Raw genomic sequence first — 25,478 nt, forward strand, 5'->3', positions numbered from 1 at the left:
ATAGGGAGCGGGACGCCGTCCGGCAGGGCCCGGCCGGGCTCCCCCCTAGATCGCTGTGCGGACAGCATCGACAATCCGGTGCGCTGGCACACGCAGACGGGGACAGTCGCCCGGCATCGGGGCATTCGCGCGGAAACACGGCCACGACACGAGGGAGACACGCCGGGAAATGTCCCGCCGGACCGGCTGCAGGACGCATACGCAATGGCACCGAAGACACGCTCCGATACCCCGACGGGCACGGTGATTGCCATAGTGGTCCGCTGGAACGGATGTGCAGTTCCTGGAGCCTATCGATGTCCCTGTCCCTTGCCGCAAACCCTTCCGCCATGATCCCTCGCGCGAACCTGCTGCTGCTGCAGCTGCCCGTCGAGGATCAGGCGCGTTGGTCCGCGCAGCTCGAGACCGTCGAGCTGCTGAAGGGCCGCGTGCTCTTCGAGGCCGGCGCCCCCGCCACCCATGTGTACTTCCCGATCACCGCGATCGTCTCGCTGATCCACACGACGCACTCCGGCGATTCGACGCAGGTCGCGATGATCGGTTCCGAAGGCGCCGCGGGCCTGGCGGCCGCGATGGGCGGGGAGTCTCCCGCCTGCCGCGCCGTGGTGCAGCGGGCCGGCCTGGCCTACCGCATGCGCGTGAGCCTGGTCCGCGAGGAATTGACGCGCGGCGCCGCGGCCCTGCCGATGGTGCTGCGCTATCTCCAGTCGTTGATCGCTCAGATCGCGCACACGGCGGTCTGCAACCGTCACCACTCCCTGGAGCGGCAGCTGTGCCGCTGGCTGCTGCTGAGCCTGGACCGCCAGCATGGGCATTGCGAGCTGTCGGTGACGCAGGAGGCGATCTCCAGCCTGCTGGGCGTGCGCCGGGAAGGCGTCACGGAAAGCGCCCAGCGCCTCCAGGCCGCCGGCCTGATCCGTTACTCCCGCGGACATATCGCGGTGCTGGACCGGCCGGGGCTGGAGGCCCGGGCTTGCGAGTGCTACGCCCTGCTCAAGCAGGACTTCCAGCGTCTGCTGCCTCAGGACCTGGACGACGAGAACGCGGCCACCTCTGCCACCTTCGCATCCGTCGCCGTGCAGGCCTGAGGGCGCTGCATCGCTGTTGAAGCACCGCGGCGAGTTGCCCGTCGATGACGGGAACTCGTCGAGCGCGCCGTGGACGAACCCGGCACGCCAGTCGACGCTCAAAGGAACCGGCTCGCGCCGGCGCCCTCTCACGTGGTCAGTGCAGCGCCGGAACCTCCGGGCACCCGCATGCCCTCGTGTTCCGACACCGTGACCGGCCCCGAAGGACCGGTCGTGTCATCACTTCTCCTGACGACGACGACGCGCCACGAAGCCGACCGCGCCGAGACCGGCCAGCAACATCGCGTACGTCGACGGTTCCGGCACCGCCGCGAAGTTGATCGATCCGCCGCCCTGACGGATGCGGAAGCCGCCCGCGAAGGGCTCGACCTGCGACGTCGTGTTGGAGAACGAGGTCAGCGCGATCGTGTAGGCCGGCGACGAGCTCTGGAAGCCCGGCACCAGCCAGTCGATCGTCAGCTTGGCGTTGGCCGACGGATTGAAGGTGCCGTCGCCCAGCGGCGTGGTCGCCACGGTGCCCAGCACCAGCGAGCCGCTGGCCAGGGCCACTTCGCCGGTCGCGGTTTCGGTCGGCGTGTTGCCGGCGAAGCCGAACGACGAGGTGCCGTTGTAGCCGTACAGCGTGTAGTTCAGCGTGTTCAGCGTGCCCAGCGTCACGGTGCTGCCGGGGTTGCCGCCTTGCGTGAGCGTGCCGGTGCCGCTGAACTGGATGTAGAACCCGTAGTCCGAGTTCAGGCCGTTGGAGGGCAGCGTCAGGCCGCCCAGCTGGGCCGCGCTGATCGACAGGTAGCCCGCTTCGGTGAACGAGTTGCCGGCACCGAAGGTGATGGTCGAATAATTCGACACCAGCAGGTTGTCAGCCGTGAAGGCCGAACCGTTCAGGCCGGCGGTACCCGGGTCCCAGGTGAATTGCGGTAGCGCGGAAGCGCTGGCACTGACGGCCGCCAGGGCGAGAGCCAGCAGGGTACGCTGGAACGCCACGGGCTTCCGGGAGAGCAAAGGCAGGGTCATGGTGGTTGCTCCGAAAGGAAAATCCGCGAATTGCGGACATCGCAGTTCACCACCCGCCACAGAGGGAGTCTGTTCGTCCACCCACATAAAAACTGGCCCTCTTCCGGATGTACCCGGAAGGTGCTACGAACAGGCCCCGGCGTGCCTGAAAACACCCCGCATCCAGGGGGTGCTGCGCCGCAGCAAAAACACGACAGAACGCGATGGATCCTGGCGAAAGTCGTGTCGAGAGGTGTGGATTCGCATCGCATCGTCGCCATGCGGCGGCCCGACGCGAATTACTGCGCTCGCGGGGCGCTTTTCAAAGGGCTTGCGAGGTGGGGTCGACAGGACAATCCGGCATCGCTTCCCCGCCTTCCACGAGCTCCGAACACCATGTCCCAGCCCACCCGCACCGCCACCTCCGCTGCCCTGTCCTCCACCGCCGTTTCCGGCGTGGCGGGACTGATGCTCGGGCAGATCGTCCTGGCGCTGGCGCTGCACCATGGCCGCTCCGTCGAGGGGCTGGGCTACGCGCTCGTGTTCCTGCTGGCCGGCGGCGCGTCGGTCGCCTGCTTCCTGGCACATCGGCATCAGCAACGTCGTCCGCGCAACGAACCGGCGCCGCTGCGCCTGTGGATCGGCGCGCTCGCGCTGGGCGTGTTCGCGTCGATGGTGGCTGCCGGCTCGTTCTGAACAGTGAAAACGGCGCCGGGAGGCGCCGTTCACAAGCGCTGTCCGCCAGCGCTTCCTGTCGACGTCCTCCGGACGTCCTCCGTCGACCTCATTCCTCCAGATCCTCGTCGTCATCGGCGTGCTCGGGATCGGGCCCGGCCGAAGGATCGTCCCCGCTGGCCAGGTCTTCCACGTCGATGCTCGCGTCGATGTCGTCCGGCGTCGGCGAGCGGCTGACGCGATCGGGCAGGATGTCGGCGGCTTCATGATCCCTGCCTGGCGTCGCCGAGCCGCGCTCTCCGGTACCGAAGCGATCGGTGTCGCTGCCGGGGTTCGACGGCGTCGCGCCGAGTTCGTCCGGATCGTCCGGGCCCGTGCTCATCTGGCGCTCGCCCGACACATCGCTGCCGCTGTCGGAGCTGTCGCTCGGGCCGAGCGAATCCGTGCCCCGTCCCTTCACCTGCGCGGGTGCCTGCGTGCCGCCGAGGATGCTGCTGGTCGCCATGATGATTCTCCTGTGAGACCCGAGGGTCGATGCAGGAGTTCGGCAAGCCCCGAGCCCGACGTCGCGTGACGTTCAGGCCGATCGCTTCTGGTAGACGCGTTCCTTCGCCGCGATCTCGACGAATTCGCCGGCGTGCGCGGAGAAACGCAGCGTCTCGCGCGCGCCCAGGCCGAGGAAGCCGTTGCGGCACAGCGCCTCGGTGAACAGCCCCAGCGCGCGGTCCTGCAGCGTGCGGTTGAAGTAGATCAGCACGTTGCGGCAGGACACCAGCTGCACCTCGGCGAAGACGCTGTCCGTGGACAGGCTGTGGTCGCTGAAGACGATGCGTTCCTTCAGGGACTTGTCCATCAGCACGTGGTCGTAGGCGGCGGTGTAGTACTCCGACAGCGATCCCACGCCGCCCGATGCGCGGTGGTTCTCCGAATACAAGGGCACCTGGTCCACCCGGTACACGCCCGCCTGCGCCTGCGCGAGCGCCTCCTGGCTGATGTCGGTCGCGTAGATCAGCGTGCGGTCCAGCAGGCCTTCTTCCTTCATGAGGATGGCCATCGAGTACGCCTCCTCGCCGCCGCTGCAGCCCGCCACCCAGATGCGCAGCGACGGGAAGGTCCGCAGCACCGGCACGACCTGCTCGCGCAGCGCGCGGAAGTACTCGGGGTCGCGGAACATTTCGCTGACCTGCACGGTCAGGTCGCCCAGCACCGAGCGGAAGACCTCCGGCTCGTGCAGGATGCGCCCCTGCAGCTGCGACAGGTTCGCGCAGCCGAAGCGCTGCTGCCCGGCCTTCAGCCGGCGCCGCAGCGAGCTGCCCGCATAGTCGCGGAAGTCGTAGTGGTAGCGCGCGTAGATCGCCTCCAGGATGAGCCGGACCTCGAGATCGTCCGCATGCCTGCCATGCCTGTCGGGCTCATCGGGATCCGGAGGCCCGTGCGGGGCCTCGTGCCGGCCGGTCGTCATCGCCGCGTGCCCTCAGCGCGGCATCCACACCCGCACCAGCGAGAGCAGCTTCTCGATGTCCAGCGGCTTGGCGATGTAGTCGTTGGCGCCGGCGGCCATGCACTTCTCCTGGTCGTCCTTCATCGCCTTGGCGGTGAGCGCGATGATCGGCAGCCGGCGCAGGTCGGCGCGCGCGCGGATCTCGCGCATCGCGGTGTAGCCGTCCATCTCCGGCATCATGATGTCCATCAGCACCAGGTCCACCGGCGGCATCGCGCCGGGGCCCTGCAGCGGCGCGGAGAGCCGTTCCAGCGCCTCGCGCCCGTTGCGCGCGATGTCCACCTTCACGCCCTTGGGCTCCAGCACCGCCGACAGCGCGAAGATGTTGCGCACGTCGTCCTCGACGACCAGCACGCGCCGCCCCTCCAGCATGTTGTCCCGCGCGCGGACCTCCTTGAGCATCTTCTGCCGCTCCGGCGGCAGTTGCGACTCGACCTGGTGCAGGAACAGCGTGACCTCGTCGAGCAGCCGCTCCGGCGAGCGCGCGCCCTTGATGATGATCGAGCGCGAGTAGCGCCGCAGCTGCTGCTCCTGCTGCGCGGTCAGCGAGTGGCCGGTGTAGACGATCACCGGCGGGAAGGCGACGTCGTCCTGCGCCGCCATCTGGTCGAGCAGGTCGTAGCCGCTCATGTCGGGCAGGTTCAGGTCCATCACCATGCAGTCGAAGGTCGAGCGGCGCAGCGCCTCCAGCGCCTCGGCCGCGGTCGCGACGCCCTCGATGCGGACCTCGTCCGCGGCCAGCAGATGGCGGATGCTGTCGAGCTGGCGCGCGTCGTCCTCGACCACCAGTACCGTGCGCAGGCGCTGCGAGAACTTGGCCTCGAGCTTGTTCAACGCGATCTCGAGCTCCTCGCGCTTGACCGGCTTGAAGGCGTAGCCGATCGCGCCGCGCTCCATCGCCTCGTGCGTGTAGTCGGCCACCGAGATCACGTGCACGGGGATGTGGCGTGTCAGCGGCTCGCGCTTGAGCTGGTCCAGCACGCCCAGGCCGGAGTGGTCGGGCAGGTTCATGTCGAGCAGGATCGCGCTGGGCGCGTAGCGCTGCGCGATGGACAGGCCGTTCTCCGCCGTGTGCGCCATCAGGCAGACGAAGCCCATCTCGCGGATCAGGTCGCGCAGGATCAGCGCGAAGCGCGGGTCGTCCTCGATGATCAGGATCGCGCGATCGCCCGGGACCCAGGACAGGCGGTCGTCGTCGAGCTGCGGCAGGCGCGGCTCGGGCGCGGCCGGCGCGGGCTCGCGCAGCAGGGCTTCGGTCGTGGCCGTGTCCTCCTCTTCGGCGCCCAGCGCCGGCAGCACCGCGTCGAAGGCGGGCACCGCCGGCGGCGGCTTGACCGCGCCGTGCAGCGGCGCCTGCGCGGGGGACAGCGGCCGCGGCCGCTCGTCGCCGACGGGCGCCTCGTGCGCCAGCGGCAGCACCAGGCTGAAGACCGAGCCCTGCCCCGGCGTGCTCTGCAGATGGATGTCGCCGCCCAGCAGCCGCGCCAGGTCGCGCGAGATCGACAGGCCCAGCCCCGTGCCGCCGTACTTGCGGTGGGTGCTGCCGTCGGCCTGGCGGAAGGCGTCGAAGATCAGCGCCTGCTGGTGCTGCGGGATGCCGATGCCGGTGTCCTTGACCGTGAAGGCCAGGCGGCCGTCGGTGGTGGCGCCGACCTCCATGCGCACCGAGCCGCGCTCGGTGAACTTCAGCGCGTTGGACAGCAGGTTCTTGAGCACCTGGCCGAGGCGCGCCTCGTCGGTCTCGATCCATTCCGGCGCGCCCGGCGCGAGCTGCAGGCCGAACGCGAGGTTGCGCTGCGCCGCCACCGGCGCGAAGACCTGCGTCAGCTGCTGCAGCAGACGCGGCACCGAGACGCGCTCGATCGCCATGTCGACCTTGCCGGCCTCGATCTTGGACAGGTCCAGGATGTCGTTGATCAGCATCAGCAGGTCGTTGCCGGCCGAGCTGATGGTCTGCGCGAAGCGGACCTGCTCCTCGCTCAGGTTGCCGTCCTTGTTGTCCGACAGCAGCTTGGCCAGGATCAGCGTCGAGTTCAGCGGCGTGCGCAGCTCGTGGCTCATGTTGGCCAGGAACTCGCTCTTGTACTGGTTGGAACGTTCCAGCGCCTCGGCGCGCTCGGTCAGCAGGCCCTGCGCGCTGGTCAGCTCCGAACGCTGCAGCTCGAGCTGCCGTGCCTGCTCCTCGAGCTGCGTGTTGCTTTCCTCGAGGTCGGTCTGCTGCTTCTCCAACCGCAGCTGCGAGTCGCGCAGCGCATTGCCCTGCTCCTCGAGTTCCTCGTTGCTGGCCCGCAGTTCCTCCTGCTGCATCTGCAGTTCCTCGGCCTGGCGGCGGCTCTCCTCGAGCAGGGCCTCCAGCCGGCTGCGATCCTTGGCGGCGCGCAACGCCATCGCGATGGGCTCGGCGACGCGCGCCAGCAGCTCGCGTTCGGCCTCGCCGACGTGATGCAGGAAGCCCAGCTCGATCACGCACTGCACGCGCTTATCCAGCCCGGCCGGCGCGATCAGCAGCTCGGCCGACTCCGCCTTGCCCAGCGACGAGGTGATCGGCAGATAGTCCGCCGGCAGCTGCGTCACATGCACCGGCCGGCGGTCGCGCGCGGCCTGCCCCAGCAGCGTGTCGCCGCCGCGCACGACCGGCGGTGCCGCCTCCGTGCCGGTCGCTACCGGCAGCGCGTAGCCACCCACCCGCAGGAAGGTGCCGTCCTCGTGCGCGACGTAGAAGGCGCCGACGCGCGCATCGGTCCAGCGCGCCAGGAAGCCGGTGGCGATGTCGGCCAGACGCTCGACATGCGGATCGCCCTGCAGTTCCACGCCCAGCCCGGCCATGCCGGCCTTCAGCCATTCCTCGGTCTTGGCGGCCCGGTAGGCGCGCGAGCTCAGCACGGCCGCGACGGCCGTCAACAGCAGCAGCAGGGCCGAGCCGCCCCACATCACGCCGACCGTCTGCTGCACCGCGCCGTCCCACAGCGCGCGGCGTTCGGCGGCACGGTCGCGCTCCTCGCGTTCCATCTCGCCGAGCATCGTGCGGATGCGCTCCATCAGGATGCGGCCCCGGTCGCCCTGCACGGTCTTCACGGCGGCATCGGCGTCGCCCTTGCGGCGCAGGGCGATGGACTCCTCCATCTCCGCGAGCTTGGCCTTGAAGAGCTGCTCCGCCGTCTCCAGACGCGCCAGCTGGGGCCGGTAGTTCTGGAAGCTCGCGCGCAGCCGCTCGGCCGCGGCGGGGATGGTCACCTGCGCCGTGTTGAACGGCACCAGGTAGGTGTCGATGCCGGTGATCAGGTAGCCGCGCTGGCCGGTCTCCGCATCCTTCATCGCCGAGCCCAGCGCCTGGATCTGCTCCTGCACGACCAGCGTGCGGGCCATCGCGTCGGCGGAATCGGACTGCGCCTGCTGCGAGCGGTACGAGAACCCCGCCGTGATCAGGATCGTGACCACCGCCAGCGCGAAGCCGAGCAGCGTCGGCAGCGGCAACCAGTCGTGGCGGCGCACGCCATGCGCGAGGTGGAGGTCGTTGCCCGAATAGGCTCTGGAAGCGGCGGTGGACGTCGTGGTGTTCATGGAAACGAAAACGGGGCGGCCGGGGCGGGGGCGCATGCTATCGCGTCCCCTCCCCGGCCGGCCCCAGCAGTCCTCACTAGGGGCTATCGATCGATGACCGTGCCCGTCATTCGCGCGGCTCGCCGCGCGCGTTGACGGTCACGGTCGCTCCCGGCGGCCGCCGGGTCTGCATGTAATGGTCCTGTCCCTTGAAGCGATAGGTCACGTCCCAGTACTGGGGGTTGCCGTTGTTGGGCGCCGCGCCGCAGCGCTGCACGTTGCGCACTTCCTTGTCGCGGTTGACGTTGCTGCCGACCACCGCGCCGCCGACGGCGCCGGCCGCGGTCGTCACGGCCTGTCCCGAACCGCCGCCGAACTGGTGGCCCAGGATGCCGCCCAGCACGCCGCCGATCACCGCGCCGCCGACGTTGGGCCGATCGCGCACTTCCTTCTGTTCGATCCAGCAGCGCTGCTGCTCGTCGCCCATCACGGCACGCACCGAGACGACCTGCGCCTGGTACAGCCCTTCGTCGCCGCGGCGGAGGTAGGTCGGTTGCGGATCGGGGCCGTAGCGGTCCCGGCTCACGTCCTCGCCGACGCGGCGCGCGGAGCTGATGCGGTTGTCCAGTCCCATCGAGCGCAGCGACGGGTAGCTGCCCGGCTGCAGCACGCGGCAGCGGCCGCTGTAGCCCGGGTCCTCGCAGACCTCCCAGCGCTCGCCACGGACCTCGATCGAGGACGCGCGGTCGTCGAAGCCGATCTCCTTGAGGAAGTTGATCTGCGACTCCGCGCCCGCGTTGCGGCCCCGGAAGTTCTCGTTCTCATAGAAGGTGATGTCGGCCATCGCGTGGCCGGCGAGCGCGCAGGCGCTCGCCGCGACGGCGACCTTGAGCGCGAGCTTCAGCCCGGTTGCGGTGGTCGGTGCGGAGGATCGGTTCATGGCAGTCCCCATCGTGGTTGCTGTGATGCCACCACTGTGGGCCGGCGCGCGCACCCGGTCTGTCGGGCCGCGCTGGGGCTGCGTGTAGGACGCCGCGCCACGCGCGGTCCGGACAGCGTGACTGCTGCACCGCCGCATCGGCAATGACTGAAAACCGGAGACCGGAGACCGACGGCCATGCGTTCAGCGTTCCGCCTGCAGACGCGGGAGCAGCAGTTCGAACATCGTCCCCTGCCGCGCCCGCGACAGGCCGATCAGCGAGCCGCCGTGCGCCCGCGCGACGCGCTCGGGTTCCTGCAGGCCCGGCCCGACCTGGGCCGAGGACATGCCCGACACCGGCTCGTTGCCGCCGAACAGATGGATGGAGGCCTCCGGATCCAGCACCGTGTCGAAGCTGATGCGCAGCATCAGCGAGCGCTGCGCGCTCCCGTCGACCTGGATGCGGATCGCGCTGTCGCCGGCATGGGTCGCGGCCTGCATCAGCAACTGGTCGAGGGCCTGCGCCATCAGCTCGACGTCGAAGTCGCCGCTCGTGTCGCCGATACGGTCGAAAGCCGGCGGCGCCCACATCACGGCCTGGTTGCTCTCGACGTCCAGCCGCTGCGCGGCCAGCGTCCCCAGGTCGCCGCGCACCGGCTGGACCTGCAGCAGCTCGCACGGCCGGCGCGCCAGGCTGCCCAGGTGGTCCACCTGGCGGCCCAGCAGCGTCGCGGCGGCCTTGACCCGCTGGCCGGCCTTCTGCAGCGACGGCGATTCGGTCTGGCGGATGAGCAGCTCGGCGTTGAGCATCATGACCGACAGCGGACTGCGGATGTCGTGGCTCAGCGCGCTCAGCATCAACGCGTTGACGCGCGCCAGACGCTCCTGCTCGACGATGCGCTCGGCCAGCAGCTGGCGCTGGCGGTGCAGGTCGGCGAAGACGGCCACCTTGCTGCGCAGCACGTGGGCGTCGACCGGCTTGTAGATGAAGTCCACTGCCCCGGCCTCGTAGCCCTTGAAGCTGCGCTGCGCCTCCTGCGAGCCGGCGGTCAGGAAGATGATCGGGACATGTCGGGTACGCTCCGTGCCCCGCATCAGTTCGGCGAGCGTGATGCCGTCCATGCCCGGCATCTGGATGTCCAGCAGGGCCAGCATCACGTCGTGGGTGAGCAGCAGTTCCAGCGCGGCGGGACCGGAATCCGCCGTCAACACCGCCAGGCCGGAATCGGCCAGCAGGGCTTTCATCGCGAGCAGGTTCTGAGGCTTGTCGTCCACCACCAGCACGCTCATCTGATCCGCCACGTCGTTCTCCCAATCTTGGTCTTGAATGTCTGACAGCGGCATTGGGCAACCCGCGTGCCCACCGCGCCCTGGGAGATACCCTCCCCCAATCCTCGCCCCGGGATGGTCTTGGGCGAACTTCGCCGAGAGTAGGATCGCGCCGCCGTGCGGTCCGTCCGCAGGACCCCATTCCCCGAGAGGACACGATGAAACAGAACAGCGCCGCCGTCGAAGAACTCCTGTCCGTCCACCGCGACCAGGTCCTGGCCGAATGGCAGGCCGAGTTGACCGCCGGCGGCGGCGGCCGGGCCCTGTCCACCGAAGGCCGCGAGACCGGCGACCTGCTGAACGCCATCCTGGGCGGCGTGCGCGCCAATGGCAGCACGGAGGACTTCGACGACGCGGCCTGGTCGAACGTGCGCTCGGCGCTCGCCCAGCTGTCGGCGTCCCGGGCCGCGCAAGGCTCCACCGCCGCCGACACCAGCCGCTTCGTGCTGGCGCTGAAGAAGCCGCTCTTCGCCGGCGTGCAGCGCAAGTTCGCCGGCGACGCGGCGGCCCTGGGCGACGCGACCTGGGCGATCTCGACGCTGCTGGACAACATGGCCCAGTTCACCGTCACGACCTACCAGCGCAGCCGCGAGGAGATCATCGGCCGCCAGCAGCAGGAACTGCTGGAACTGTCGACCCCGGTCGTGAAGCTGTGGGAGGGCGTCCTGGCCGTGCCCATGATCGGCACGCTGGACAGCGGCCGCACGCAGCTGGTGATGGAGGCGCTGCTGCAGCGCATCGTCGAGACCGGCTCCGCCCTGGCCATCATCGACATCACCGGTGTGCCCACCGTCGACACGCTGGTCGCGCAGCATCTGCTCAAGACCGTCACCGCCATCCGCCTGATGGGCGCCGACGCGATCATCAGCGGCATCCGGCCGCAGATCGCCCAGACCATCGTGCACCTGGGCATCGACCTGGAAGGCATCACGACCAAGGCGACGCTGGCCGACGCCCTGTCGGTGGCCCTGAAGCGCACCGGCTTCATCGTCACCAAGGGCCGGCCCGCCGCCGGCGCGGCGGGCGGCCTGGGCGCGGCATGACGACGCGCATCCCCATCCTGCGCATGGGCAGGACGCTGCTGGTCACCATCCAGGTCGACCTGCAGGACCAGACCGCGCTCGCGCTGCAGGACGACCTCGCCAACAGGATCCAGGACACCGGCGCGACCGGTGTGCTCATCGACATCTCCGCGCTGGAGATCGTCGACTCCTTCATCGGCCGCATGCTGGCCGGCATCTCCAGCATCGCCAAGGTGCTGGGCGCGAACTCGGTCGTCGTCGGCATGCAGCCGGCCGTGGCGATCACGCTGGTGGAACTGGGGCTGTCGCTGCACGGCGTGCGCACGGCATTGAACGTCGAGCGCGGCATGGAACTGCTGCGTCATGCGGACGAGACCGACGCCGCCCTCGAGACCAACCTGGATCCCGGCATGGGCGACGGTGACGCCCTCGAACCAGGGCTGGGCCGGTGACGGCGCCCGACACCACGTCGGGCTCGTTGCCGATCCGCGGCGAGCCGGACATCGTGCTCTCGCGCCAGTTGGTGCGCAAGCTCACGCAGGAGCTGAAGTTCTCGCTGGTCGACCAGACCAAGATGATCACGGCCGCCAGCGAGCTGTCCCGCAACACGCTGGTCTACGGCGGCGGCGGCGACATGGAATGGACCATCGTCCAGTCGGGCGTGCGCACGGGATTGCGCCTTGCCTTCGTCGACCAGGGACCCGGCATTCCGGATCTGGAGCTGGCGATGAAGGATGGATGGACCTCGGGCAACGGCATGGGCATGGGCCTGTCCGGCAGCAAGCGGCTGGTGAACGATTTCGAACTCGAGTCCGCGCCCGGACGCGGGACGCGCGTGACCATCACGCGCTGGAAGTAGCCATGCGCGCGCATCGACGCTTCCCCATCGACGACGCGAGTCAGGTGGGCGAAGCCCGGCGTGCCGCGCTGGCGCTCGCGACCGAGCTCGCCTTCGACGAGGACGCCGCAGGCCGGCTCGCGCTGGCGGTCACCGAGCTGGGCACCAACCTGTTCCGCCATGCCGGCCCCGGCCGGCAGGCCGCGCTGCTGATCGGCGTGGAGGCGCCAGTCCGTCAGGACGGCAGGGCCGACGCCGGCGACGCCGCCGTGCAGGTGCTCTCGCTGGACCAGGGCAACGGCATGGACCTGTCGCGCTGCCTGCAGGACGGCTACAGCAGCGGCGGCACGTCCGGGACCGGACTCGGCGCGATCCGTCGCATGGCCGACCGCTTCGGCGGTTTCTCCGCGCCGCAGCGCGGCACGGTCCTGGCCGCCCGCTTCGGGCCGCGCACCGACCGGAGCCGGCTCGGCGCGCCGGCGGCCACGCCGCCTGGCGCCGCCTCCGCGATCAACGTCGCCGCCGACACCGCCTTCGACGTCGGCGGCCTGTCGCTGGCCGCCCCGGGCGAGACGGTCAGCGGCGACGCCTGGGCGCTGCGCCGCGATCATGACGAGCACCGCGAGCGCTGGTCGATCGCCGTGGCCGACGGACTGGGTCATGGGGTCGACGCGGCCGAGGCGGCGGACAAGCTCATGGCGCTGCTCGCGCGCGCCGATGCCGCCCACCTCGTCTCGCCGGCCGCTTTCCTGGAGCGCTCGCACGACAGCCTGCGCAGCACGCGCGGCGCGGCGTCGGCGGCGCTGTCGCTCACGCCGGACGGCCCGCTGCTGTTCGCCGGCGCCGGCAACATCTCGGGCCGGCTGATCTCGGGCGTGTCCGACCGGACGCTGCTGTCCCAGCACGGCACGCTGGGTCTGCAGATCCGCCGCCTGCAGGATGTCGTCTACGATTGGCCGGCGCATGCGGTGCTGGTGCTGCACTCCGACGGCATCGTCAGCCGCTGGTCGCTGGAAGACACGCCCGGACTGCTGCAGGCCGACCCCGCGGTGATCGCCGGCTGGATCCTCCGGGACCATCTGCGCGGCAAGGACGATGCGACCGTGGTGGTGGTCCGCCGCCAGGAGCGGCGCCACGAACGCGGCGGCGACCCGGGCCACGCCCCGGTCGAACGCGCATGACGCACAGGAAGGACACGATGCCCACCGACGACCCCGCCACCCTGCGCGACGCGCTGAACACGTCCCAGGCGCAGGTCGAGGCGCTGCAGGCGGAGCTCGACGAGACCAACCGCGGCGTGCTCGCGCTGTACGCGGAGCTCGACACGCAGGCGCAGCAGCTGCGCCAGGCCACCGAGCTCAAGAGCCGCTTCCTGGCCTACATGAGCCACGAGTTCCGCACGCCGATCTCGTCGATCCGCAGCCTGACGCGGTTGCTGCTGGACCGCATCGACGGGCCGCTCACCGACGAGCAGGAAAAGCAGATCAACTTCATCCGCACCACGTCGGAAGAATTTGCCGACATGGTCAACGACCTGCTCGACCTGGCCAAGGTCGAGGCCGGCCGCATCGACGTGTCGCCGGCCTGGTTCGAGCTGGTCGACCTCTTCGCGGCGCTGCGCGGCATGTTCAAGCCGGTGCTGGTCAACCCGGACGTGCAGCTCATCTTCGAGGAGCCGCAAGGCGTCGCGCAGCTCTTCACCGACGACGCCAAGCTGTCCCAGATCCTGCGCAACTACATCTCCAACGCGCTGAAGTTCACCGCGCAGGGCGAGGTGCGCGTGAGCGCCGTGATGGTCCCGGGCGTTCCCGGCCCCGACGGTCCGCATGCGGAGGGCGAGATCACCTTCTCCGTGACCGACACCGGGATCGGCATCGCGCCGGAGTTCCACGACGCGATCTTCCAGGACTTCACCCAGATCGGCTCGCCGATCCAGAAGCGGCTGCGCGGCACGGGCCTGGGCCTGTCGCTGAGCAAGCGGCTGGCGGAACTGCTCGGCGGCCGCGTCGGGCTGCGCAGCGAGCCGGGCGTGGGCTCGGTGTTCTCGGTGACGCTGCCGCTGCGCCTGCCCGGCGCACAGGACGCCGCCCTTGATGGCGATGGCGCCGCCAACGACGCCGCACCGGGCGTCGCCACGGAGGTGCCCGACGCATGAGCGAGGCGCGTGTCATCGACCGCTCCCGGCATCGGCTGCTGGTCGTCAACGACGACCCGATCGGCCGTTACACGACGGTGCGCCTGCTCAACGCTGCCGGTTTCCCGACGCTGGAAGCCGGCACCGGGGCGGACGCCTTGCGCGTCGCGGACCAGGGCCTGTCGGCCGTCGTGCTCGACATCCACCTGCCCGACATCGACGGCTTCGAACTGTGCCGGCGTCTGCGCGCGCAGGAGAGCACCTTCCGGCTGCCGGTGATCCACCTGACCGCCGCCTACCTCACCGACGAGGACAAGGTGCGCGGCCTGGACGCCGGCGCCGACGCCTACCTCACGCACCCGGTGGAGCCGGCGGTGCTGGTGTCGACGATCCAGGCGCTGGTGCGCACGCGCGCCGCCGAGGACGCGATGCGCCGCAGCGAGGCCAAGTTCCGCGCCGTGTACGCGCAGGCGCCCGGCGGCATCTGCCTGCTCAGGGCCGGCAACGGCACCGTGCTGGACGCCAATCCGGCGATGCTCGCGCTGCTCGGCCTGGGTCCGGACGAAGGCGAGGCCGTCATCGGCCGGCCGCTGACGGACTTCGTGGGCGTCGCGGACCTGCCCGCCGCGCACGCCTTCATCGCGGCGCTGGGCATCGACGGGCTGCACGCCGAATTCCCGTTGCAATCTCCGCAGCCATCGGACGACGACCCCGGCGTGCCGGTCGAATGGACGGCCTCTCCCCCGATCGAATCCGGCGTGTGCATGGCGATGGCCGTGGACATCTCGCAGCGGCGCCTGCTCGCGCAACAGCGCCAGGAACTGCTCGATCGCGAGCGCAGCGCGCGCAGCGAGGCCGAGGCGCTGTCGCGGATGAAGGACGACCTCATCGCCGTGCTGTCCCACGAGCTGCGCACGCCGCTGAACGCGATCATGGGCTGGACGCACGTGCTGCAGCGGCACAGCCCGCCGGACCTGCTCGCGAAGGGGCTCGCGGCGATCGACCGCAACGTGTCGATCCAGGCGCGGATGATCACGGACATCCTCGACATGTCACGCCTGAACATCGGCAAGCTGCCGCTGGCGCGCGAGCGCGTCGAGGCGGGCGACGTGCTGCGCGCCGCGGTGGCGGTGATCCAGCACAACCTCGACAGCAGCGGGCATCGGATCGAACTCGACTTGCGGGACGAATCCACCGTGTTGCTGGCCGACAGCGGCCGGCTGCAGCAGGTGATCTGGAACCTGATGGGCAACGCGGCCAAGTTCTCGCCGCGCGGCAGCGCGATCACGCTGTCGCTGCGGGCGCAGGACGCGGGCGTGCTGGTCGAGGTACGCGACGAGGGTCAGGGCATCGCGCCCGAATTCCTGCCGCATGTCTTCGACCGCTTCACGCAGAGCGACGCGGCGAGCAGCCGCGCGCACGGCGGGCTCGGGCTGGGCCTGGCGATCGTCAAGAGCCTGATCGAGGCGCACGGCGGCTGGGTCGACGTGCGCAGCGAGGGCCGCGGGCGCGGGGCGGCGATCCGGTTCTGGCTGCCCGGCGAAGCGACGGCGCCGACGTTGCCCGAGGCAGACACCGCCTCCGGCGGGCTGAGCGGCCTGAGCGCATTCGGCGCCCTCGGCGCATCGGGCGACGGCGGTCCGGCGGACGGGCCGGCGATCTCGCTGACCGGGCTGCGCGTGCTGGTCGTCGAGGACGACGTCGACGCGGGCGCGATGTTGAAGCTGATCCTCGAGGAGCGCGACACGCGGGTGACCGTGGTCCACAGCGCGGACGAGGCGCTGCTGGCGCTCAGCGGCAACGCCTTCGACCTGCTGATCAGCGACATCGGCATGCCGGGCCGCGACGGCTACGAGCTGGTCCGCGACATCCGCGCGCTGGAGGCGCCGGGCGAGCGTCTGCCGGCGATCGCGCTGACGGCGTTCTCGCGCGACCTGGACCGGCGCCAGGCGCTGCAGGCCGGCTTCGACGCCCACCTGGCCAAGCCGCTCAAGCCGCAGTTGCTGATGCGGCTGGTGGAGCAGCTCGCGGCGAACTGAGCCGGTTCGGCAGATCTCTCCTGCGCGGCAGTTCGTTCGCTGACGAATGTCAATTCGATCCGGTGGTTCCTGTCGACGTTCGGTCCGACGGGTGCGGGCGAGCGCCCGGAGGGCTGAACCGCCGCGCGTTGCCAGGCGACATACGGGGATGACGACCTCCTCCCTCCCGCGCCCCGGGCGCGTCGATGCCTTCCCGCCGAAGGCGCGCCCCGGGCGCCCCGAGGCGCCCTCGCCCGCGCCGCGCCAGACCTGGTCGCAGACACGCCGACGATTGCGGCTGGCGGTGGACGATCTGCGGCGCGCGGTGATCGAACGCTGCGAGACACACCCCGACCGGGCGCGCCTGACCGTCGCGCTCGACGACGCGGTCGCCGACCTGGAGACGCTGATCGACGGGTTCGACCGGCCGCTGATCGAGCTGCTCGAGGCCGTGGAGAACACCGCCGACCGCGAGGTCCGCGACGACGTGCTGCGACGCGTCGGGCAGCATGTTGCCGACGGCCGCGCGCGCTTCGCCAGCGACGACCTGGTCGAACTGATGGACACCAACGGCTTCATCGAACTGGGCCTGCGGTCGGGTCTGGATGCGGCGCTCGCGGAGATCGCGCGGCAGCTCGGCGGGCATCCGGCGCCTGGATTCACACCCGAACGGCAGGCCGAGCCCGCGCCCTCGGCAGGTCTCCCCGGCAAGGTCTGATGCCATGACGCTTCCCCTTTTCGACGCTGGCAGCCTCCACGGCATCGTTCCCGCGACCTGCCCTGCGCCCGACCGGGACAGCGGGCGCCGGGACGATGCCCTCCTGCCCTTCGCACAACGCCTGGCGGAGCGGCGGGACCGCGACTACCAGCGGCTTGGCAAGGCAGCGCGGAAGTACCGTCGGACCATGCTCGAGATCCCGCCGGGCTATGCGCAACGCGCGCGGGAGTTCAACGTCTCGGCCCGCTTCCTTCTCCACGCTGCCGCCAACCCCGGCTTGAAGCGGCGCCTGCCGGAACTTGCCGACGCGCTGGTGCGCCGCGGCTCCGTCGTCGCCGTACCGGGCCGTCCGGAAGACCACCTGCTGTGCGGCTTCCGGGGACAACCGCTGCTCGCCTTCCTTCCCTTGCGGGGCGTGGCCCCGGCGTCTCGCGCGTCGCTATCCGCCGCCATGGAGGAGACGCTGCGCCTCGATCACGACCTGTCGCTCGGCATCGCCCATCCGGTGCCTCACGTCCTGCCCGGTCTGGGCGCGGGCCACCTCGTCCCGGCACCCGGCGTCCTGTCGGAGCCCCTGCAGCTGGCCTTTGCCGCGCTGCGGCGCGAAGACGCCAAGGCGAACGCCATGCTCGAGCTAGCGCTCCGGGAAGCCGCCAGTGACCCCTCGGCGACCCTGCTTCAGACGCAGGCGCTGCGCCGGCTGTTCACCAACGACTGGCAGTCGTCCTGGGAGGATCGACATCTCGTCGATACCCAGGGTCGCTGTTGGCCGCTGGACCTCGGCACCGCCTTTCCCGATGACCGGTCCCTGCTGCTGCCGTTGTCGGCGATGCAGCGTCTGTACGGACTGGCGCCCTTGTTCCGCGTCCCGGACGACGCGGGGCCGGCCTGGGAGCAGCCGCTGGACCCGGCGCTCGCGGCCAAGGTGCTGGGCATCGATACGCGCCAGCTGTATCAGACCCTGATGACCGACCTGGCCCACCGACGCCGGGACGCGCCCGCCCGCACCGCGGGCGAAGCGCCGGGCGTCGTGGCGCAGCACGAGGCCGTGCGTCGCTCGGTCGACGCCATCCGCGTGGTGCAGCTGCTCGTCAAGGAAGATCCGACGCTCTCATTGCGCCTGCTGCTGGGACGCTTCCCGCATCGCCTCGACTGGCTCGACACCCCCTCGCTCCGACCACCCCGACCGGCGCCAACTCCAACTCCAACTCCAACTCCAACGCCAACGTCGGCATCGGCATCGGCATCGGCATCGGCATCGGCATCGGCCTTGAGGCACACCGTGGCGGTCGATGCCGGGACGCCGTCCCCGACGCGCACGCCACCTCTGATCGGCGATCTGGAACTCTCCGACCTGCTGCGCAAGGCGTCCCCGTTCAGCCCGTTCAAGAAGCGGGACAAGGAACTCGCCCCGCTGCTCCGCGATGCCATCGCCCTGCGCTGGATGAAGGACGGCCCCAAGCGCGCGCGGGCCGCGCTCAAGCTGAGGGATGCGTCGGTCGCGGCGAGCAGGCGGATCCAGTCGGCGATGGCGCAGCGGAGAACCCTCGGGCAGCCGCCCATCGACACCGGCGACTTTCGCCTGCCGACGGTCCTGCGTCTGATCCACGATATCGAGACGCGCCACGGCCTGCCCGCCTTGGCGGCGCGGACGGAGGAGCCGGAGCCGTCCGGGCGATCATGGTTCCCGTGGCGACGCCGCGCGCAGCGAGAGGCCTAGCCAGAACGACCGGCCCGGTGCCGGCTCGTAGAACCGGCCGTTGCCGTCGTTGACGATGACGCTGCCGACGTAACGCCGGTCGGCGGCGTTGTCGACGCGCGCGATCAGCTCGGCACGCATCGCGCCGACGGTCCAGCCATGACGGGCACGCAGGTTGAGCAGGCCGTAGCCGCCGGCCCATTCGCTGTTGATGTCGTTCACCGCGGTGCGCTTCACGCCGCGCCATTCCACGGCGAGCTCGCCGTCGCGCGCCGCCTCGAAGGGGCGCCACGCGACTTCGGCGTAGGCGCTGCCGCCGTTGGTGCCCGCGATGCGATTGCCCGTGGACACCGGCACATTGGCGGTCGGGCATGGGGTACCGGTGCAGGTCAGGAACCCGTCGCGGTAACGCGCCTTCAAAGTGCCAATCGCCATCTGCGCGCGCCAGCGCGGCGCGACGTCCCAGGCGCCGGACAGCTCCACGCCGCTGCGCCGCGTGCGGCCGACATTCTGGTAACTCGAGCGTCCGCCGCTGTTGGACAGCACGCCGATCTCGTCGCGCGTGGCGACGTGAAAGGCCGTGGCGTCGAGTTCGACGTCGCCGCCGCGCCACTTCGCGCCGATCTCCTGCTGCAGGCTTTTCTGTGGCCGCAACGCGGTGTTGAAACCGCCCTGCCCGTCCGCGCGATAGGCCAGCTCGTTGAGCGTCGGCGACTCGAAGCCGCGACCCAGCGCGGCGTGCAGCAACAGCGACGGCGCCACCTTCCATCCGAGCCCGACTGCTGGATTCGCGTAGTCATAACGCAGCGATCCGGAGTCGTCGCCATTGCTCAGGAAGCGGTCGCGGGCGGACAGCGACACGCGGCCGGCGCGCACGCCGGCGCTGGCGGACAGCGTCGTCGTCAGCGGCAGTTCCGCCTGGGCATAGGCCTCGCGCGTGACGGCCTCGTTCTCCTCGTCGCGGCGCAGCGCGCCGGTCACGCCAAGCTGCTGCGATGCGCCGGTGCCGAGGAAGTTCTCGTAGCCCTGACGATCGTCCTTCTGGCGCTCGACGTTCACGCCGGTCACCAACGTGGCCGGTCCCAGCCGCCACAGCAGGCGCGCGTCGACACCGTCGTAGCGCCGGCTGAAGTCGACGACCCCGCCGCCGCTGCCCGCCGGTGTCTGCGCGCCCACGGCGATGGACTGCCACTGCGTCACCGAGCGGTGGCCGCCGTAGGCGGTCAGCACGCTCTCGGACAAGACACTCGCGTCGTCGAAGCGATGCCGCCAGCGCGCGCCGAGCTGTGTCTGGCTGGCGTTCTTGCGGGTGTTGAACTGCTCGGCCTGCGAGGCGGTCTGGTCCGGATCCGCGGCGAACTGCGCGGCGGTCAGTCCGAGCGGGTCCTGCGCGCGCTGGTCGATGTCGTTGACCAGCAGCAGCACCTGGTCGCGCGTTCCAGTCCAGGCGAGGCGACCGTTGACCAGCGTGCGCCGCGCGGCGCTGTGCGGCCGGAAGCCGTCGGTCTCCATGCGCGACACGCCGCCCTGCGCCTCCCATCCTTCGCCGAAGGGTGTGCCGGCGGTCAGGCGCGCCTGACGCAGCCCGGCGCTGCCGGCGTCGAGGTCCAGTTCCGCGAAGCGCTCGCGCACCGGTGCGCTCACCAGCGCGATGACACCGCCGGAGCTGTTGCCGTAGAGCGCCGAGAACGGCCCGCGCAGCACTTCGACGCGCGCGGCGGACGCGAGGTCGAAGTGCGTGACCTGACCCTGCCCGTCCGGCATCGTGGCCGGGATGCCGTCCGTGTAGAGCCGCAGCCCGCGCACCCCGAACGGCGCGCGGGCGCCGAAACCGCGCGAGGACAGCTGCAGGTCCTGGGCGTAGTTCTGCCGGTTGTTGGCGGTCAGGCCGGGGACGCGGTTCAGCGCCTCGGACAGGTTGATCATCGGCCCCGCGCCGCGCAGCGCGTCGGCATCGACGACCGACGCCGCGTACGGTGCCTCGTCCAGCCGGCGTTCCGCCACGCTGCCGGACACGACCACGGTGGGCAGCGCCTGGGCGGCCGCGGCCGGCGCCTGCTGCGCGAAGGCAGGCGCCCAGAGCAGCCCCATGACCGCGCTCGCGCAGGCGGTGTGTCGAATCGTCTTCATCGTCCTCCCAGGGATGCCTGTGTACCGCAGTTCGTCCGGCGTGGCCGCACATCACCGACGTTCGAACCGGCCGCTGCCAGAGCAAGCGGGGTGCCAGGTGTTGTCCCATGGCAATCAGGTTCGCAGAACTGATGGTTGTCTCATGACGACAAAACCTCCATGCCCCCGCAACGATCCCACCGGGAGGGCGGTCGGGCGGCCCGGAGTGCGCACGCATGAAGTCCCCTTTCAGTTCGTCCTTCCTCGCCTCGAAAAGCGAGATCCTCTCTCCCTCGGATGACGCGTCGGATCGCCCCGCGTCGTTCACACCGGTTCAGGCGAGTTTCACCAAGGGCGTGATCGCTCGGCACTTGAAGTCCTTGAAGCAGACGCTGAAGGTACCAAAGAGGCGGATGAAGGGCGCCGCGCACAAGGTGGCCAAGGAAGTGCGGGCGCTGGTCCCGCATCGGCATGGCGTCAGGGGGCCCCAGGCGTCGACCGCCTCGCCGGCAGCCCGGTCCGCCGTCGAGCCCGCACGGCCGGCGATCATCCCCCCGAAGGCTCCCCCGCACGTGGAACAGGAAAGCTCGGCGGCCGCGCGTGCCGCGCATGTGCGCAGGATCCGGGCCGCGCACCCTGATCTGGATCTGCCGGTCGGCTATGGCGAGACGACGGTACTCGCTGGAGAGGGCTGTTCGGTGTATCGCCTTCTTCCGATCACCTCGGCCGGACACGACGATGAAGTGACCTTCCGGGCCACAAGGGCGGCGATGGCGTCGACGCTGCATCAGACAACGCAGCGTCTGACTCGCATCGACTTCTGCCTGCCCAGGGCCACGATCGACGCCTCGCCGAAGGTGCCTCGTGAACCGCCCGTGGTGATCCTCGACGAGGTCACCGGCACACCGCTGACGGACGAAAACTACCCGACGCATGCAGAGGATGGACCGACGCTTCAAGGGGCACTGCTCGGTCAATGGATCATCGGACGCCCGAGACCGGATTGGAAGGAGTTCAATCGGACGCCAGACGGTCGGATCGTGGCCAGCAAGCTCAAAGAGCACGACGAGCCCTTGAGCGCGATCTGCAAGGAAGCGGACAAGGGCGTGTCGCCACTCTTCCGCACCCCGAACGGGAAAGCCATGAGCATCCTGGCCGGCAAGCCGCTGGATAAATCCCTGCGCGCAGCCCTGCTGGAGCTCCAGGTGCTCGACGTGGAGAAGGCGCTCGTGCACTGCAGGGCGGAGTTGGGGCCGCTCCTGCCCGAGAACATGCTGGACCCCTCGCGCAGGACCGTGGCACAACTGCTGGCACCGCTGCGCGCGCTGCAGCAGGCGATCGCGACCACAGATCCACGGCTGCCACTTGAGATGCTGATGAGCAAAGCCGCCGATTGCCTGGAGGGTATCGACGCCGAGGAGTTCCGGCGCTGAAGCGCCGGGGCTGCTGACAGCGGCCGGGCATCCCGCTTGCTGATCCGTCGGCTGCTGCCGCCCCGCCCGGGGCGGCTCCTCGACGGAGAAGCCGATGAACAAGAAGATGCCCGCGTCCTCCCTGTCCTCCCTGCCCGCTTCCGGCCTGTCCGCCCGTTCCCGGCGGATCACCCGCGCCGCTGTCGCGGCCGCCGCGCTGATGGCCCTGGCCGGCGGCGCGCGCGTGGTGCTGGCGCTCGAAGCGCAACCCGCGACCCCGCCCGGCTACGGTCCCAATCCCGCGCTGCCCGAGCCGCAGAAGAGCCTGGTGCCGACGATCAACGTCGCCAAGGCCGTCGGCTGGCCCGCGGGCGCCAAGCCGCAGGCCGCGGCGGGGCTGGCGGTCACGCGCTTCGCCGACAAGCTCGACCATCCGCGCTGGCTCTACGTGCTGCCCAACGGCGACGTGCTGATCGCCGAGACCAACGCGCCGGTGCGCCCCGATGACGGCAAGGGCCCCAAGGCCTGGATCACCAAGCAGTTCCAGAAGAAGGCCGGCGCCACGCCCAAGAGCGCCAACCGCATCACCCTGCTGCGCGACACCGACGGCGACGGCGTCGCGGACCAGCGCTTCGCGTTCGCGGAGGGCCTGAACTCGCCGTTCGGCATGGCGCTGGTCGGCAACAGCTTCTACGTGGCCAACACGGACGCCGTCGTGCGCTTCCCCTACGCGACCGGCCAGACCCGGCTCGCCGGCAAGCCCACCAAGATCGCGGACCTGCCCGGCGGCACGATCAACCACCACTGGACCAAGAGCCTGATCGCCAACGCCGAGGGCACGAAGCTCTACGCGGGGATCGGCTCCAACAGCAACGTCGCCGAGAACGGCATCGAGAACGAACAGCGCCGCGCCGCGATCCTGGAGATCGACCTGCAGAGCGGCTCCACGCGCGTGTTCGCGTCGGGACTGCGCAACCCGGTCGGCCTGGCCTGGGAGCCCACGAGCAAGGCGCTGTGGGTGGCAGTGAACGAGCGCGACGAGCTCGGCGACGACCTCGTGCCGGACTACATCACCTCTGTGCAGGACGGCGGTTTCTATGGCTGGCCGTACAGCTGGTACGGCAGCCACGTCGACGAACGCGTCAAGCCGCAGCGTCCGGAACTCGTCGAGAAGGCGCTGGTGCCCGACTTCGCGGTGGGCGCGCACACGGCCTCGCTGGGGCTGGCGTCCTCGGACGGCAACAAGCTGACGCAGGACTTCGCGCACGGCATGTTCATCGGCCAGCACGGCTCGTGGAATCGCAAGGTGCCGGCGGGCTACAAGGTGGTGTTCGTGCCCTTCGTCGGCGCCAAGCCCAGCGGCCTGCCGGTCGACGTGGTGACCGGCTTCCTCGATGCCCAGGGGCAGGCGATGGGCCGGCCGGTCGGCGTCGCGCTCGACCGCCAGGGCGCACTGCTGGTGGCGGACGACGTCGGCAACGTGATCTGGCGCGTCACCGCGGCGGGAGCCGCGGGCCCGCAGGCGGCCTTCCCGGCGGCGGCTGGCGCCGCGAGCACGCCGGCGTCTCGCTGACATGGCAACATAGTTCTATATTCGCCTGATATGGCACTTTATTTCTAATTCGCTTGACCGGCGATCAGCAATAAAGTACCTTTTCAGGACGATTTGGAACTTTATTGCCATGACCATACTTTCCATCACGCTCCCAGACATCGCCGACACGCTCCGGGATGCGGCCCGTCGCAATGGTCTGACGCAGGCGCGCCTGGCAGAGGCGGCTGGCATCTCTCCCCGGACACTCAGCCACGTGCTGAGCGGCCAGGAGGACTTCCGGTTGACGACGCTCATGGCCCTCGCGGAGCGTCTGGGACTTGCGATCCTGGTGGTACCGAAGGGGGCTGCGGCTGCGATAGCGGCGGGCGACACCATCGGGCCTCCGGTTCGTTCCGTCATCACGGAAGCATTGGACGCCGCTCATGCGCGTCGTGAATCGCGAGCCGGCAAGGAGCGCGGATGAACGTCAAGGCATTGGCGATCCATCTCGGAGAACTGCGCGTCGGCGTACTGTTCCAGTACGCCCTGTCCGAAGACGTCGTGACCAACCGGTTTGTCATCGATGAGGGCCTACTCGCACGCGCAGGCTCGGCGCTACCGACGCTCTCGTTGTCCATGCATGCCGCCACGCCTCAAGACCAGGCGAGGCTCTGGCGTGACATCCAGTCGCTGAGTTTCAACGGCCGCCGCTCGTCGAGGAGCGACTGGCTGCTGCCGGCCTTCTTCCAGAACCTGTTGCCGGAAGGCGTGTTCCGCGACCACGTTGCGGCCCTGCGCGATTGCGCACCGACCGATCACTTCGAAATGCTAGCGGCCTGCGGCAAGGACCTGCCTGGGAATGTCTACGCACTGCCGGTCGAACTGTCACGGGACGAACTCGCGCGCTATGTGACACAAGGGCAGGACGCGCTCGAGATGTCAGTGACCGCCGAGCCGCTCGACGAAGGCGTCTCGCTGTCGGGCGTGCAGCCCAAGCTGGGCGTCGTCCGGGACGGCGAGCGCTACGTTGCCAGGACAAAGGACCATGACACGCACATCATCGCCAAGCTGCCGGTGATCGCGCAGCCACTGCTGCCAGAGGTCGAGGAACTCACGTTGCGGCTGGCCCGCGCCGCTGGCGTCGATGCCTGTGAAGCGAGGCTCGAACCGTTGGAACGCCTGGGCCTGCCGCACGACTACGATCTGGGCGACGCGACGGTCAGCACGAATTTCCTGGCGGTGACGCGCTTCGACCGGTCACCTCAAGGGCGCATTCACGTGGAGGACTTCGGCCAGATCCTGGGACGCATGCCGGAGGACAAGTACGGTCGCGGCCCGGACGGACGGACCATCACCTATGTCGACATCGCGCTGGCGCTGATGACGCAACCCACGATGGGAGAAGCCGCGGTGCACGAGCTGCTCAGGCGACTGGTCGTCAACGAGATGATCGGCAATCCCGACATGCACCTCAAGAACATCGGTGTCCGTTATGTCGACGGTGTCACACCGACGCTCTCCCCGGCCTACGATCTGGTCGCGTACTCCGTCTTCCACCGGATCCGCGGTCATGCGTTGCTGACGGTCCCGGAAAGCCTTGCACCGCGTCGTGGCGACCTGCGCGACGCGAGCCCAGCCGCACGGCAGGCCATCCGACCCTACCTGCTCAAGGCGTTCTGCCTGGAGGCAGGCATTCCGATCAAGCCCGCCGAGACGGTGGTCTCTCATTGCGTGAAAGCTGCCTACGCCGCATGGCCCGCGATGATCGAGCAGTCAGCGCTTCTGCCTCACCAGAAGCAGCGTCTGATGGCGCACTTCCTGTCGCACGATCTGGTCGCCTCTTTGGCTCGCCGGGTTGAACGGGCCGCTGCGCGATCGGAGGCAGCACGAGCAACGGCAATGGAGACACTATCGCCGCGACGCGCCAGCGGCGTCACTGAGGGTTGATCCCG

The 25,478-nt window shown here is 69.9% G+C and carries 21 protein-coding genes; 14 read left to right on the top strand and 7 right to left on the bottom strand.

The window, feature by feature from the left end:
* The first annotated feature begins 296 nt into the window (after positions 1 to 296).
* Positions 297 to 1,088, top strand: coding sequence for a Crp/Fnr family transcriptional regulator (locus tag AC07OZ_RS04295; protein WP_495465914.1), 792 nt, complete (start codon positions 297 to 299; stop codon positions 1,086 to 1,088).
* A 219-nt stretch (positions 1,089 to 1,307) separates the two neighbouring features.
* Here the strand turns inward: AC07OZ_RS04295 and pepA are convergent, their stop codons facing one another.
* On the bottom strand, positions 1,308 to 2,099 hold the full coding sequence (gene pepA / locus AC07OZ_RS04300) for a flocculation-associated PEP-CTERM protein PepA (protein ID WP_495465915.1): 792 nt from the start codon (positions 2,097 to 2,099) through the stop codon (positions 1,308 to 1,310).
* A 375-nt stretch (positions 2,100 to 2,474) separates the two neighbouring features.
* Between pepA and AC07OZ_RS04305 the strand changes: the two genes are divergently transcribed.
* The gene (locus tag AC07OZ_RS04305; protein ID WP_495465916.1) at positions 2,475 to 2,774 is read left to right on the top strand and encodes a hypothetical protein; all 300 of its coding nucleotides are present in this window, start codon (positions 2,475 to 2,477) and stop codon (positions 2,772 to 2,774) included.
* Positions 2,775 to 2,862: 88 nt separating this feature from the next.
* Here the strand turns inward: AC07OZ_RS04305 and AC07OZ_RS04310 are convergent, their stop codons facing one another.
* The 5 genes from AC07OZ_RS04310 to AC07OZ_RS04330 all read right to left on the bottom strand — a co-directional run bounded on the left by AC07OZ_RS04310 (position 2,863) and on the right by AC07OZ_RS04330 (position 10,015).
* The gene (locus AC07OZ_RS04310) at positions 2,863 to 3,258 is read right to left on the bottom strand and encodes a hypothetical protein (RefSeq protein ID WP_495465917.1); all 396 of its coding nucleotides are present in this window, start codon (positions 3,256 to 3,258) and stop codon (positions 2,863 to 2,865) included.
* Positions 3,259 to 3,330: 72 nt separating this feature from the next.
* The gene (locus AC07OZ_RS04315; protein ID WP_495465918.1) at positions 3,331 to 4,215 is read right to left on the bottom strand and encodes a CheR family methyltransferase; all 885 of its coding nucleotides are present in this window, start codon (positions 4,213 to 4,215) and stop codon (positions 3,331 to 3,333) included.
* 12 nt (positions 4,216 to 4,227) lie between these two features.
* Positions 4,228 to 7,815, bottom strand: a complete 3,588-nt coding sequence (locus AC07OZ_RS04320; RefSeq protein ID WP_495465919.1) for a response regulator — start codon at positions 7,813 to 7,815, stop codon at positions 4,228 to 4,230.
* A gap of 106 nt (positions 7,816 to 7,921) precedes the next feature.
* Positions 7,922 to 8,734: a beta/gamma crystallin-related protein gene (locus AC07OZ_RS04325; protein WP_495465920.1), complete on the bottom strand. Its 813-nt coding sequence runs from the start codon at positions 8,732 to 8,734 to the stop codon at positions 7,922 to 7,924.
* 183 nt (positions 8,735 to 8,917) lie between these two features.
* Entirely contained in the window at positions 8,918 to 10,015 is a 1,098-nt protein-coding gene (locus tag AC07OZ_RS04330; RefSeq protein ID WP_495465921.1) for an ATP-binding response regulator, read from the bottom strand.
* A 185-nt stretch (positions 10,016 to 10,200) separates the two neighbouring features.
* On the opposite strand from AC07OZ_RS04330, the gene AC07OZ_RS04335 reads away from it, so the two are divergent.
* The 8 genes from AC07OZ_RS04335 to AC07OZ_RS04370 all read left to right on the top strand — a co-directional run bounded on the left by AC07OZ_RS04335 (position 10,201) and on the right by AC07OZ_RS04370 (position 18,492).
* Positions 10,201 to 11,085: an STAS domain-containing protein gene (locus AC07OZ_RS04335; RefSeq protein WP_495465922.1), complete on the top strand. Its 885-nt coding sequence runs from the start codon at positions 10,201 to 10,203 to the stop codon at positions 11,083 to 11,085.
* Positions 11,082 to 11,516 carry an STAS domain-containing protein gene (locus AC07OZ_RS04340; RefSeq protein WP_495465923.1) on the top strand — a complete coding sequence of 145 codons (435 nt, stop codon included), beginning with the start codon at positions 11,082 to 11,084 and terminating at the stop codon, positions 11,514 to 11,516. Before AC07OZ_RS04335 ends, AC07OZ_RS04340 begins: the two co-directional genes overlap by 4 nt.
* Complete coding sequence (locus tag AC07OZ_RS04345) at positions 11,513 to 11,923, top strand: anti-sigma regulatory factor (RefSeq protein ID WP_495465924.1); 411 nt, start codon at positions 11,513 to 11,515, stop codon at positions 11,921 to 11,923. Before AC07OZ_RS04340 ends, AC07OZ_RS04345 begins: the two co-directional genes overlap by 4 nt.
* A 2-nt stretch (positions 11,924 to 11,925) precedes the next feature.
* Positions 11,926 to 13,083: an ATP-binding protein gene (locus tag AC07OZ_RS04350; protein WP_495465925.1), complete on the top strand. Its 1,158-nt coding sequence runs from the start codon at positions 11,926 to 11,928 to the stop codon at positions 13,081 to 13,083.
* The gene (locus AC07OZ_RS04355) at positions 13,080 to 14,057 is read left to right on the top strand and encodes a sensor histidine kinase (protein ID WP_495465926.1); all 978 of its coding nucleotides are present in this window, start codon (positions 13,080 to 13,082) and stop codon (positions 14,055 to 14,057) included. The genes AC07OZ_RS04350 and AC07OZ_RS04355 overlap by 4 nt, the downstream gene beginning before the upstream one ends.
* Positions 14,054 to 16,075 (top strand): hybrid sensor histidine kinase/response regulator, encoded by a 2,022-nt coding sequence (locus AC07OZ_RS04360; protein ID WP_495465927.1) that lies wholly within the window; start codon positions 14,054 to 14,056, stop codon positions 16,073 to 16,075. Before AC07OZ_RS04355 ends, AC07OZ_RS04360 begins: the two co-directional genes overlap by 4 nt.
* A 148-nt stretch (positions 16,076 to 16,223) precedes the next feature.
* On the top strand, positions 16,224 to 16,772 hold the full coding sequence (locus tag AC07OZ_RS04365) for a hypothetical protein (protein WP_495465928.1): 549 nt from the start codon (positions 16,224 to 16,226) through the stop codon (positions 16,770 to 16,772).
* A gap of 4 nt (positions 16,773 to 16,776) precedes the next feature.
* A complete protein-coding gene (locus tag AC07OZ_RS04370; protein WP_495465929.1) occupies positions 16,777 to 18,492 on the top strand; it encodes a hypothetical protein in 1,716 nt (571 codons plus the stop codon).
* On the opposite strand, the gene AC07OZ_RS04375 is transcribed toward AC07OZ_RS04370, so the two are convergent.
* Entirely contained in the window at positions 18,451 to 20,601 is a 2,151-nt protein-coding gene (locus tag AC07OZ_RS04375; RefSeq protein ID WP_495465930.1) for a TonB-dependent receptor family protein, read from the bottom strand. The two genes, AC07OZ_RS04370 and AC07OZ_RS04375, sit on opposite strands and share 42 nt — an antisense overlap.
* Before the next feature lie 215 nt (positions 20,602 to 20,816).
* Here AC07OZ_RS04375 and AC07OZ_RS04380 point away from each other — a divergent pair, with 215 nt between their 5' ends.
* The 4 genes from AC07OZ_RS04380 (at position 20,817) to AC07OZ_RS04395 (ending at position 25,473) form a co-directional block, all read left to right on the top strand.
* Positions 20,817 to 22,013 carry a hypothetical protein gene (locus AC07OZ_RS04380; protein ID WP_495465931.1) on the top strand — a complete coding sequence of 399 codons (1,197 nt, stop codon included), beginning with the start codon at positions 20,817 to 20,819 and terminating at the stop codon, positions 22,011 to 22,013.
* A gap of 199 nt (positions 22,014 to 22,212) precedes the next feature.
* Complete coding sequence (locus tag AC07OZ_RS04385) at positions 22,213 to 23,565, top strand: PQQ-dependent sugar dehydrogenase (RefSeq protein ID WP_495466485.1); 1,353 nt, start codon at positions 22,213 to 22,215, stop codon at positions 23,563 to 23,565.
* Positions 23,566 to 23,674: 109 nt separating this feature from the next.
* Positions 23,675 to 24,010: a helix-turn-helix domain-containing protein gene (locus AC07OZ_RS04390; RefSeq protein WP_495465932.1), complete on the top strand. Its 336-nt coding sequence runs from the start codon at positions 23,675 to 23,677 to the stop codon at positions 24,008 to 24,010.
* Positions 24,007 to 25,473: a type II toxin-antitoxin system HipA family toxin gene (locus tag AC07OZ_RS04395; protein WP_495465933.1), complete on the top strand. Its 1,467-nt coding sequence runs from the start codon at positions 24,007 to 24,009 to the stop codon at positions 25,471 to 25,473. The genes AC07OZ_RS04390 and AC07OZ_RS04395 overlap by 4 nt, the downstream gene beginning before the upstream one ends.
* Positions 25,474 to 25,478: the final 5 nt, after the last annotated feature.

It is taken from the genome of Roseateles sp. GW821-FHT09G03 (assembly GCF_059416045.1).